Annotated in this window: 8 protein-coding genes and 1 pseudogene; 7 read left to right on the top strand and 2 right to left on the bottom strand. The window is 44.2% G+C overall.

Annotated features, from left to right (window positions below; all coding sequences use genetic code 11):
- Positions 1 to 129 precede the first annotated feature (129 nt).
- Together QVP40_RS13955 and QVP40_RS01330 are read left to right on the top strand one after the other, a co-directional pair.
- A pseudogene (locus QVP40_RS13955) lies at positions 130 to 295 on the top strand (cysteine-rich VLP protein); the annotation flags it as partial.
- Positions 294 to 629 (top strand): hypothetical protein, encoded by a 336-nt coding sequence (locus QVP40_RS01330; protein ID WP_442852275.1) that lies wholly within the window; start codon positions 294 to 296, stop codon positions 627 to 629. The pseudogene QVP40_RS13955 and the gene QVP40_RS01330, both read left to right, overlap by 2 nt.
- A 142-nt stretch (positions 630 to 771) precedes the next feature.
- Here the strand turns inward: QVP40_RS01330 and QVP40_RS01335 are convergent, their stop codons facing one another.
- Positions 772 to 1455: a helix-turn-helix transcriptional regulator gene (locus QVP40_RS01335; protein ID WP_022066716.1), complete on the bottom strand. Its 684-nt coding sequence runs from the start codon at positions 1453 to 1455 to the stop codon at positions 772 to 774.
- A gap of 181 nt (positions 1456 to 1636) precedes the next feature.
- Between QVP40_RS01335 and QVP40_RS01340 the strand changes: the two genes are divergently transcribed.
- The 5 genes from QVP40_RS01340 (at position 1637) to QVP40_RS01360 (ending at position 8151) form a co-directional block, all read left to right on the top strand.
- Entirely contained in the window at positions 1637 to 2014 is a 378-nt protein-coding gene (locus tag QVP40_RS01340) for a RidA family protein (protein ID WP_022066717.1), read from the top strand.
- 46 nt (positions 2015 to 2060) lie between these two features.
- Complete coding sequence (nhaC, locus tag QVP40_RS01345) at positions 2061 to 3560, top strand: Na+/H+ antiporter NhaC (protein ID WP_022066718.1); 1500 nt, start codon at positions 2061 to 2063, stop codon at positions 3558 to 3560.
- Positions 3561 to 3740: 180 nt separating this feature from the next.
- On the top strand, positions 3741 to 4916 hold the full coding sequence (locus QVP40_RS01350) for a MalY/PatB family protein (RefSeq protein ID WP_022066719.1): 1176 nt from the start codon (positions 3741 to 3743) through the stop codon (positions 4914 to 4916).
- Positions 4917 to 5162: 246 nt separating this feature from the next.
- Positions 5163 to 5531, top strand: a complete 369-nt coding sequence (locus tag QVP40_RS01355; RefSeq protein WP_022066720.1) for a DUF134 domain-containing protein — start codon at positions 5163 to 5165, stop codon at positions 5529 to 5531.
- A 37-nt stretch (positions 5532 to 5568) separates the two neighbouring features.
- Complete coding sequence (locus QVP40_RS01360) at positions 5569 to 8151, top strand: FAD-dependent oxidoreductase (RefSeq protein ID WP_022066721.1); 2583 nt, start codon at positions 5569 to 5571, stop codon at positions 8149 to 8151.
- Between the two features lie 162 nt (positions 8152 to 8313).
- Here the strand turns inward: QVP40_RS01360 and QVP40_RS01365 are convergent.
- Positions 8314 to 11207, bottom strand: a 2894-nt coding sequence (locus QVP40_RS01365) for an acyl-CoA dehydratase activase-related protein (RefSeq protein ID WP_288200126.1), incomplete at its 5' end; no start/stop codon positions are given.

Below are 11207 nucleotides of genomic sequence, written 5' to 3' on the forward strand. Positions count from 1 at the left end.
CATACGATCAACCCCTTTCTGCTGGCAATTATAGTATATGCTATTTGCACGAAGAAAACAATACTTTGCACGAATATTTAACAATAAATTCATTCAAGGAGGTTAGCTGCACTATGAAAGAAATCATTTATGAAGAACAACAAAACTGAACCTATCCCTGTCATGGATTACCGCCAGTATCGCAGAGCGCGGAGGCTGGTGCATGAGTGCTGTAACTATGACGGCGGCAACTGTATCGTGCTGGACGATGGGGAGGAATGCGTCTGCGTCCAGTCCATTTCCTACTCCCTGCAATCGGGACCCCGCAAAGTCCTGTAGACTTTGTGGGGAGAGGAGGAGCAGTGAAACGAGTGAGCTTTGCTGCTTGCGGCAAAGCGAAGGATGTGCAACTTGCGACAACGAGGTTTCGGGCGGAGGTATTGCCGCAGGATAAGGAACTGGAAACGGCGTTGTTCCACCGGCTAAATGCTGAGAAATGCGCCGTATGCGGGGCGCTGTTTACCCCCGGTTCCAACAGGGCTAAATACTGCCCGGAATGTGCCGCACGCATGAAGCGGATCAACGCCGCAAAGCGCAAGCGGAAACAGCGGGAGAAATGTCACGCTTTAGTGGCTGAAAAACCCTTGTAAATGGGCATTTTCAAGGGCTTTTTGCAGTTTGGGAGAAATTCATAAATCATCATAAAATACCGTATTTTATCATCGGATTTGGGACGAAAAAAGGCTGTAAAGGTATTGATCCTTTTTCAGAAATGCTCATACAGGCAGTCCCTTACTCCGGCAGTTCGTTTTTTAGATTCCGAATATGCATGTAAACGGTATTCTTGGAGATATTCAGGCGGTCGGCCACCTTGATCACACTGTCTTTCAGGTTAAAAATTCCTTTTTTGTAGAGAGCGGTTACAATTTCTTTGTTTTTGTTGTTGGTGGAAATGGACGTGTCGTTTAAAATCTGGTCTTTTACGTCGGCAAGGGCCGCCTCGATCAGATCGTCCACATTTTCGGTAAAGGTTTCTGTTGTGTGCGGGAAGCTCTGCAGGGAATTAAGGTCTTCCGGGATCATCTGCTGGATTACAGTTGAGAGTGGAATATTCGTATAAAAATTGATGCAGATCATTCCGATAATACGGTTTCCTTCACCGGGAATGGGGATCGTTGTGGACTTCAGTATCACTCCGTCCTGCCTGCGGTTAAAATAAGAAATGGCAGAATGATCTTTTGAGTTTTCAATTTGTGAGAGCATGCCAAGGGCAAGGTCTGTGATGGGAGCTCCGATTTTTCTGCCGGAATGGTGGCCGTTTACAATCTGCATAACAGAGTGTTCCAGAGACTCCAGGTTGTGCAGTATGATTTCATAGCCTTCCCCCAGATACTGCCCCAGTCCTTCGACGACAGGTATGTAAGACTGCAGGATCATTCGTTCATTTTGAGTTAAAGTAATATATTCTTTTTTCATAGTGTTCTCTTTTATTTCTCCATTTTTTTTAATTATAATCTTCTTTCGTGCAATATGCAATAAAAACTGAAATGAAATTCAGTAAAAATGACATATAAAAAGAAACTTAATTTCATTGACTAAAAAATAATTTAGTGATATTATCAAATTGAACAAAAAAATAATGTGGGAGGAAGAGAAAATGTTAAAAGTGGTGAACACATTGAAAGCACCGGCAGCTATTGGACCATATTCACAGGGAATTATACTGAAAAATATTTTATTCAGTTCCGGACAAATTCCGGCAAGCCCTGAGACAGGGGAGATTGTGGGAACTGATATTACGGCTCAGGCAGAGCAGGTAATGGAAAATGTGAAAGCGATTTTGGATGAAGCAGGAACCTGCTTTGAGAACGTAGTAAAAACCACCTGCTTTTTAAGCGATATGGCAGATTTCGCAGAATTTAACAAAGTATATGAAAAATATTTTGTGTCAAAGCCTGCAAGATCCTGTGTTGCAGTAAAAGCTTTACCGAAAAACGTTCTCTGTGAAGTAGAAGTAATTGCAGAAATTCAGTAAACCTGCTTTGCAGATTGTGGAATGAATTTATTTTGGAGGAATACTTATGAGTGGGAAAGCAAAAAAAGTAAGAGAGAAAAAAGAGACCACCCTGTTTCTGGCAGTAATTCCGATTCTGACAATGATCGTACTGCTGGGAGTGGGATATGCGGTTATGGGCTTAAGCCCGGAGGTGCTGATGCTGGTATCAGCTGCAATCGCAGGCGTGATCGCAATTTATCTTGGTTATACCTGGGATGATATTATGGACTCCATTGTATCCAAACTCAGTAAAACAATGCCGGCAATTTTTATTCTGATCATTGTCGGATTTATGATCGGTTCCTGGATGATCGGTGGAACCATTCCCATGATGGTGTTTTACGGACTGAAGCTGATCAGCCCGAAATATCTGGCTGTTACTTCATTTCTGGTTACTGCGTTCGTCTCTGTATGTACAGGAACATCCTGGGGTTCTGCGGGAACCATCGGCGTAGCTCTGATGGGTGTGGCTGCAGGCATGGGCGCGCCTCTTCCAATCGTGGCAGGCGCTATTGTATCCGGTGCGTATTTCGGAGACAAAATGTCACCTCTGTCTGATACAACAAACCTTGCCCCTATTGCGGCAGGCGGAAAGCTTTATGATCATATTCAGCATATGTTCTGGACAACAGGCCCCGGATTTATTATCTGCTGCATTGTTTACACGATCGTAGGCTTTACATTTGGCGGAGATCTTGCGGCAGCAGGAACACCGGAAAAGGTTACTATTATTTTTGAGACACTTTCTCAGATCTTCAAATTTAATCCGTTGATCATTCTTCCGCCGCTTATTGTGCTTTACGGATCTGTTGCCAAAAAGCCGACCATTCCGATTATGCTGGCGTCCAGTGCGGTTGCAATTTTCAATGCTGTTACTTTCCAGAACTTCAGCCTTCAGGACTGCTTTACAGCGGCCATCAGCGGATTTAATATGGATATGATCCATGTTGCAGGATTTACCACAGAGGGACTGATTGAAGATATTCCCAAGCTTCTGCAGCGAGGCGGTATGATTTCCATGCTGAATACGGTACTGATCGCATTTTGTGCTTATGGTTTTGCAGGAACACTGGCAGTAACCGGTTCTCTGAATATTGTATTGAATAAGCTTATGACTATTGTGAAGTCTACCGGCGGATTGATTGTTTCTACAATTATCTCCTGTATTACAGCAGTGTTTGTTACTTCCAATGGTCAGCTGTCTATCCTGATTCCAGGTGAGATGTTTAAAGATACTTACCTGAAAAAAGGTCTGGAACCCAGAAACCTTTCCAGAACACTGGAAGATTCTGCTACGGTTGTAGAGCCAATTACTCCATGGACGGCAGCCGGTGTTTACATGGCTACAACTCTGGGAGTTTCCACTCTGGAATACCTGCCATGGGCGATTATCTGTTATACTGGCGTTATCTTTGCCGTAATCTGGGGATTCACTGGAATCGGTATTAAAAAGATCACAAAAGACAGTGAATACTATGATGAATATGTGGCTTTAAATAAAGCTGACGGAATTGATGTAGAGTAAGAAGATCGTGTGAGATGTGCGATTGAATAGGAAAAGGGGATGCTGAAGGGAAACGTCTGGATGCATGTTCTGTGTGTTTTTGGTAAACAACGGAGCAGGCTGATCGGAATGCAGGCGGCATCCCCTGTTTTATAAAAAGAGCCTGATGAAAAGAATATGGGCCCGGAAAGGACAAAGAATATGAAAATTAATTTTGACGAATGGAATGAGAGAAGAAACACCAACTGTGGAAAATGGGATACCATGGATAAAAAATATCAGAAAGAAGGAATGCTGCATCTTGGTGTTGCGGATATGGATTTCCGGTCTCCAAAACAGATCATTGATGCTTTTCAGGATATTCTTGACAAAGGAATTTTTGGCTATACAGATTTAAGCGACAGATTCTATGAAAATATCCGGGAATGGATGAGACAGAAGCATCAGGCTGAGGTATCCAGAGAGGAGATTGTATTTTGTCCCCGTATCAATGTTTCTTCCAGTATCTGTGTGGAAACATTTACCGAAGAAATGGATGAAGTGATCATCAATACTCCTGCCTATGGTCCTCTGTATCAGGCTGTTGTAAAGAATCACCGTAAAGTAGTGGAAAGCCCTCTGATACTGGAAAACGGCAGTTATAAGATCGACTTTGCACATCTGGAATCTGTTGTGACGGATAAAACAAAAATGTTTATTCTCTGCAGTCCGCACAATCCGGTGGGAAGAGTATGGACTAGAGAAGAACTGGAAGAAGTTGGAGCATTCTGCAAAAAACATGATCTTCTTTTATTTGTAGATGAGATTCACGGTGATATTGTGGCAGAGGGAGTTACTTTTACAACGGCTCTTACTTTATCCGAGACAGTGAGAGAGCGGCTGATCGTTGCCACATCTCTGACAAAGACCTTTAATGTTCCGGGAGTGATCGTTTCTTACATGATCGTTCCAAATGAGGAGATCAGAAGCCGTATTGCTCAGACCATTGACCGCATTGGTATGCATAATCCCACTATTTTTGCAGTGGCAGCCGTAGAACACGGATATATGGAATGTGAAGAATGGTACCAGCAGATGCTTGACTATGTAAATGAAAATGAAAAATTCACACGTGAGTTTTTTGCAGAACATTTTCCGGAATTTGAGATTCTTGAAAGGCAGGGAACATATCTTCTCTGGATCAGTTATGAGAAGCTTGGAATCACAGAGGAAGAGCTGGAAAAATGGTTTCTGGAAAAAGCCAATGTTTCTGTTTATATGGGAAGTGTTTTTGGAAACCAGGGAAGAGGCTTTATCCGTCTGAATATTGCAAGTCCAAGAACAATGTTGAAAGAAGCTTATGAGAGAATGGCTGCAGTTTATTCAGAATTAAAGTAAGAGGTTTGAGACAGATAAATTAAGAGATTGGAAGATTTACCGTCTGGTTTCGCAGATAAAACTGTGAGCCCAGGCGGTTTTTCTGTACATTTTTCATTGATTATTTATATAAAAAGATATTGACATATGTTCAAAACAGAGGTATTGTTAGGGTGTAAAAAGTAAACCAATACTGTAAGAGCTGTGAAGCTGGCTGGGATGCAGCGACAGTATGTGAGAGTGCAGGTGTCGGAGAAAGGGGGACAAATGGCAAGACCGCAAAAGTGCAGATGTATCTGTTCGAAACCAAAAGTTACTGAATTTTCCGCAAAGGGAGCTTCAGAACAGAACTGTGTAAATCTTACCCTGGACGAGTATGAAGTTATGAGACTTCTGGATTTTGTAAATCTGAACCAGGAGCAGTGCGCTGTAAAAATGGATATTTCACGTCCAACTGTAACAAGGATTTATAACAGTGCAAGACAGAAGATTGCAGATGCTCTGGTAAACGGACGGAGCATCACTATCAGTGGAGGGGATGTCACTGTGTGTGAGGCAATGCGCCCGGAGTGTGTAAATGAAAAGTATTGTTGCCACAGGCAGCAGGAAGAAGAGGCTGACATAAGAGAAAGATAGAATATACAAACCCATTTTAAAAACAGGAGAGATTAAAATGAAAGTATTGATCGTAGGCGGTGTTGCTGCAGGAACAAAAACAGCAGCCAAATTAAAAAGAGAAGACAGAAATGCGGAGGTTGTTGTAATCACAAAAGATAAAGATATTTCTTATGCAGGATGTGGCCTGCCTTATTATGTGGGAGGACTGATTGAAAGTCGTGATGAGCTGATTGTAAACACTCCTCAGAAATATGCGGGACTGACTGGCGTGGAAGTAAAGACAGGAAAAGAGGCTGTTGGTTTAAATGCAGACAGGAAAGAAATTACCGTACGTGACACGGAGACAGGAACAGAAGAAATCTGTTCTTATGACAAACTGGTTCTGGCAGTAGGAGCATCTCCGGCAGTTCTTCCTGTTCCGGGAACAGATAAACAGGGTGTATTTAAAATGCGTACACCGGATGACGCCATTCAGATCCGCTCTTATGCAGAAGAGCATCAGGTAAAAAAAGCAGTGGTGATCGGAGCAGGATTTATTGGCCTGGAGGCAGCGGAAAATCTGAAAGCAAAAGGAATCCAGGTAACTGTTATTGACTTTGCATCCCAGATCCTTCCAAATATACTGGATGAGGAAATGGCAGCCTATGCAAAAAAGCATCTGCTGAAAGAAGGCATTCGTGTCATTACCGGAACAAAGGCAGAAGAAATCCTCGGAGACAGTGAAGTGACAGGAGTAAAAACATCCGCAGGTGTCCTTGGATGTGAACTTCTGATCATGGCAGCAGGGATCAGACCAAATACAGATTTTCTGACAGACAGCGGAATTGAAATGTTCAGAGGAACGATTTTGGTGGATCATACCATGAAAACAAGTCTGGAGGATGTTTATGCGGCAGGAGACTGTGTTATGGTCACAAACCGGATCACAGGAAAGCCTCAGTGGTCTCCGATGGGTTCATCTGCAAATATGGAAGGAAGAACACTGGCACAGATCCTTTCCGGAAAAGAAAAAACTTATCCGGGTGTTCTGGGAACCGGAGTGATTAAGCTTCCCGGATTAAATATCGGACGTACCGGCCTTACAGAAGAGCAGGCAAAAGAAGCAGGATATGATGTGATCACTGTTCTTGCCCCAACAGATGACAAAGCTCATTATTATCCGGATTCCAGTTTCTTTATCACAAAAATGATTGCAGATAAAACAACTCACAAGCTTCTTGGGGTTCAGGTATTCGGTCCGGGAGCAGTTGACAAAATGGTTGATATTGCAGTAATGGGAATCAATATGGGGGCAGTTCTGGAAGACTTTGAAAATGCTGATTTTGCTTATGCGCCGCCGTTTTCCACCGCAATCCATCCATTTGTCCAGGTTGTTTACATACTTTTAAATAAGATCAACGGTACAATGGAAAGTATGACGCCGGCAGAATATGCTGCAGGCAAGGCAAAGGATTATAAGATCGTTGATGCAGGCCCGGCGCCGGCCATCAGGGGAGCTGTGTATGTGGATCTGGCAAAAGTCAATGGAGAGGTTGAGGGTCTGGATAAGGAAGAAAAACTTCTTCTCGTGTGCGCAAAAGGCAAGAGAGCATATTTCCTTCAGAATCGTCTCCGTCATTATGGATACAAAAATACAAAAGTTCTGGAAGGTTCTCTGTTCTTTAATGATGTGAAGGTGCAGAATGCGCAGGCTGCCGTGACTCCGGAAGAGGAAACAAGAGTAAAGGCCCTTGGATTTTTAAGAGATAAGACAACTGCAGATAAATTTAATGGCCGTGTGATCACAAGAAACGGAAAGATCACTGCAGAAGAGACCAGAACCATTGCAGAAGCAGCAGAGCGGTTTGGAAGCGGAGAAGTAACCATGACTTCCAGACTGACTATGGAAATCCAGGGAGTGCCTTTTGATAATATTGAACCGCTTCGTGAATATCTGATGCAGGCAGGACTGGAAACAGGCGGAACCGGTTCAAAGGTACGCCCGGTAGTGTCCTGTAAGGGAACAACCTGCCAGTATGGTCTGATAGATACCTTTGCTCTGTCAGAGGAAATCCATGAAAGATTTTTCCACGGATATGCAGACGTTAAGCTTCCTCATAAATTTAAGATCGCAGTAGGCGGATGCCCAAATAACTGTGTAAAACCGGATCTCAACGATCTTGGTATTATCGGACAGAGAATTCCTCTGGTAGATATGGAAAAATGCCGTGGATGCAAAATCTGCCGTGTTGAGAACAACTGTCCTATCAAGGTGGCAAAGGTAGAAAACGGAAAGATTGTGATTGATGAAAATGCATGTAATCACTGTGGACGCTGCATTGGAAAATGTCCGTTCCATGCTTTTGAGAACTATACCAACGGATTCCGTGTATACATTGGCGGAAGATGGGGCAAACGAGTTGCTCAGGGCCGTTATCTGGACAAAGTATTTACAGATAAGGAAGAGGTTCTTTCTGTAGTGGAAAAGGCGATCCTTCTGTTCCGTGAACAGGGTATCACAGGAGAGCGTTTTGCAGATACAGTGGCAAGACTGGGATTTGAAAATGTACAGGAGCAGCTTCTTGCAGATGATCTTCTCAGCAGAAAAGAAGAGAATATCAAAGCCCAGAAACACCTGAAAGGCGGAGCAACCTGCTAAAATTGGCAAGTGGGAAGCATATAGCATAAAGATGGTTTTTCTGGAATCAGTGAAATAGAAAAGAGGATTTTCAACTGGCAGCAGCCGGCTGAAAATCCTCTTTTTGTTATATGGATTCAGTTGTTAAGAAGCATAAAATGGAATGCTATTTCTGTGAGACAGTTATGCATCCTTTTCCATGTTTTTTACAGCAGTAGAAAGCATAAGCTTGATACGGTTCAGCTGATTTACCTCGCTGGCGCCCGGATCGTAGTCAATAGCTACAATATTTGCTTCCGGATGTCTGCGGCGGATTTCTTTGATCACACCCTTGCCCACAATATGGTTTGGCAGGCAGCCAAAGGGCTGAATGCACACAATGTTGGGAACACCGCCGTTGATCAGCTCCAGCATTTCTCCGGTCAGGAACCAGCCTTCCCCGGTCTGATTTCCCGGAGACACAATAGGAGAAGCCATTTCTGCAAGCTGGCGGATATCCGCAGAAGAGGAAAAATGACGGCTCTGCTCAAGAGCTTCGTCCGCGGCTTTGCGGAGCCAGTCGATTCCTTTGATTCCCCAGTTTGCAACTGTTGCCTTTGATTTTTTAAATCCAAGGTAATCGGACTTGAAATTCTGGTTAAAGAAACAGTAGCTGATAAAGTCGATCAGGTCAGGGCACACTGCCTCGGCGCCTTCTGCTTCCAGAAGCTCAGCCAGATGATTGTTTGCAGCAGGAAGGAATTTTACCAGGATCTCTCCTACGATTCCTACCCGGGGTCTGCGTTCTCCGGTAACCGGGATCATATCAAACTCGTGAACCAGATCACGGCACATTTTTTTGAACTGGCTGTGGCTGATGCTTCCTCCCTGAAGGAAAGAGATCACCCGCTGTTCCCATATTTTGTGTTTCCGGTTGACAATTCCTTTTTCCTGTTCATAAGGACGCATGCGGTAAACACATTTCATAAGAAGATCTCCGAACACAGCTCCATAGCATATTTTTTTCACCAGAGGGAGAGTCAGCTTAAAGCCAGGATTGCTTTCCAGACCGCTGAGGTTCAAAGAGATTACAGGAACCTGCTCCATATCGGCTTTTTTCAGCGCACGGCGGATAAATCCGATATAGTTGGAAGCCCGGCATCCGCCTCCTGTCTGAGTCATAATAACCGCTGTTTTATCCAGATCATATTTGCCGGATAAAAGCGCATCCATGATCTGTCCCACAACGATCAGCGAAGGATAGCAGGCGTCGTTGTTTACATATTTCAGTCCCACATCCACAGCGCCTTTGTTGTCGTTTGGCAGAACCTCCAGATTGTATCCGCAGGAATTAAAAGCTGCCTGGAGAATACTGAAATGGAAAGGAGACATCTGTGGGCAGAGGATGGTGTAATCCTTTTTCATTTCTTTTGTAAAAACAACTTTTTCAATGGCAGAGGACTGGATATTCCGTTTCCTGTTCTGCTTTTCTTTGGCGCGGATGGCTGCCAGAAGAGAACGGATACGGATACGGGCTGCGCCGAGATTGTTTACCTCGTCAATCTTCAGGCAGGTATAGATCTTGCCGCTTCCGTCCAGGATTTCATACACTTCATCGGTTGTAACGGCATCCAGACCGCAGCCAAAGGAATTCAGCTGGATCAGATCAAGATCCTCCCTTGTTTTTACAAAGCTTGCGGCAGCATAAAGCCGGGAATGATACATCCACTGGTCATTGACGCGGATCGGTCGCTCAATGTCTGCCAGATGGGAGATGGAATCCTCTGTGAGAACAGCAAGTCCGTAGCTGTTAATAAGATCCGGGATGCCGTGATGGATTTCCGGGTCAATGTGGTAGGGACGTCCTGCCAGGACAATGCCCCTGCGCCCTGTTTTTTTCAGGTATTCCAGAGTTTCTTCACCCTTTTTCTCAATATCTCTGCGGGCTGCAGCCAGTTCCTCCCAGGCAGCGTGAGCAGCGTCTTTTACCTCCTGGGCGGGCAGTTCTTTAAAGACTTCTACAAGACGGTCAGTAAGCACTGCCTCTGAGGTAAAGGCAAGAAAAGGATTACGGAAATCAATTTCCGGGTTATGAAGCTCGTCCACATTGTTCTTGATATTTTCCGCATAGGAAGTGACAATAGGGCAGTTGTAATGGTTTACGGCATCCGGGAACTCGTTGCGCTCATAGGGGATGCAGGGATAAAAAATAAATTTTATGCCCTTTTTCAAAAGCCAGCTTACATGTCCGTGAGCCATTTTTGCCGGATAACATTCGGATTCACTGGGAATGGATTCAATTCCAAGCTCATAAATCTTTCTGGTGGAAGTAGGTGAAAGAACTACTTCATAATTCAGCTTTGTAAAGAAAGTAAACCAGAAAGGATAATTCTCAAACATGTTGAGAACCCGGGGGATTCCCACCTTGCCCCGGACTGCCTTGTCTGCAGAGAGCGGCTCGTAGGAAAAAATTCTTTTATATTTGTATTCATAAAGGTTTGGAATATGTTCTTTGTTCTTCTCCTTGCCGATTCCGCGCTCGCATCGGTTTCCGCTGACAAACTGACGTCCTCCGCTGAATTTGTTGATGGTAAGACGGCAGTTATTGGTACAGCCCCGGCAGTTTGCCATAGAGGTTGTATATTTCAGGGAATTGATTTTTTCAATAGGAAGCATGGTGGTTTCTTTGCCTTCCTCATAGCGTTCTCTGGCGATCAGAGCAGCGCCAAAGGCGCCCATGATTCCTGCAATATCCGGACGGATTGCATGACAGTCGGCAATTTTTTCGAAGCTTCTGAGAACCGCGTCATTATAAAAGGTTCCGCCCTGTACCACAATGTGTTTTCCAAGCTCAGAGGCATCGGAAACCTTGATTACCTTATAAAGAGCGTTTTTGATAACCGAATAGGCAAGTCCGGCAGAAATATCAGAAACCTCTGCGCCTTCCTTCTGGGCCTGCTTTACCTTGGAGTTCATAAATACCGTGCATCTTGTGCCGAGATCTATAGGATGTTGTGCAAAAAGGGCTGCTTTTGCGAAGTCCTGCACACTGTAGTTCAGAGATTTTGCAAAGGTTTCAATAAAGGAACCGCACCCGG

The sequence above is a fragment of the Blautia sp. CAG:257 genome (assembly GCF_000433815.1).
Taxonomy (GTDB): Bacteria; Bacillota; Clostridia; order Lachnospirales; family Lachnospiraceae; genus Blautia_A; species Blautia_A caecimuris.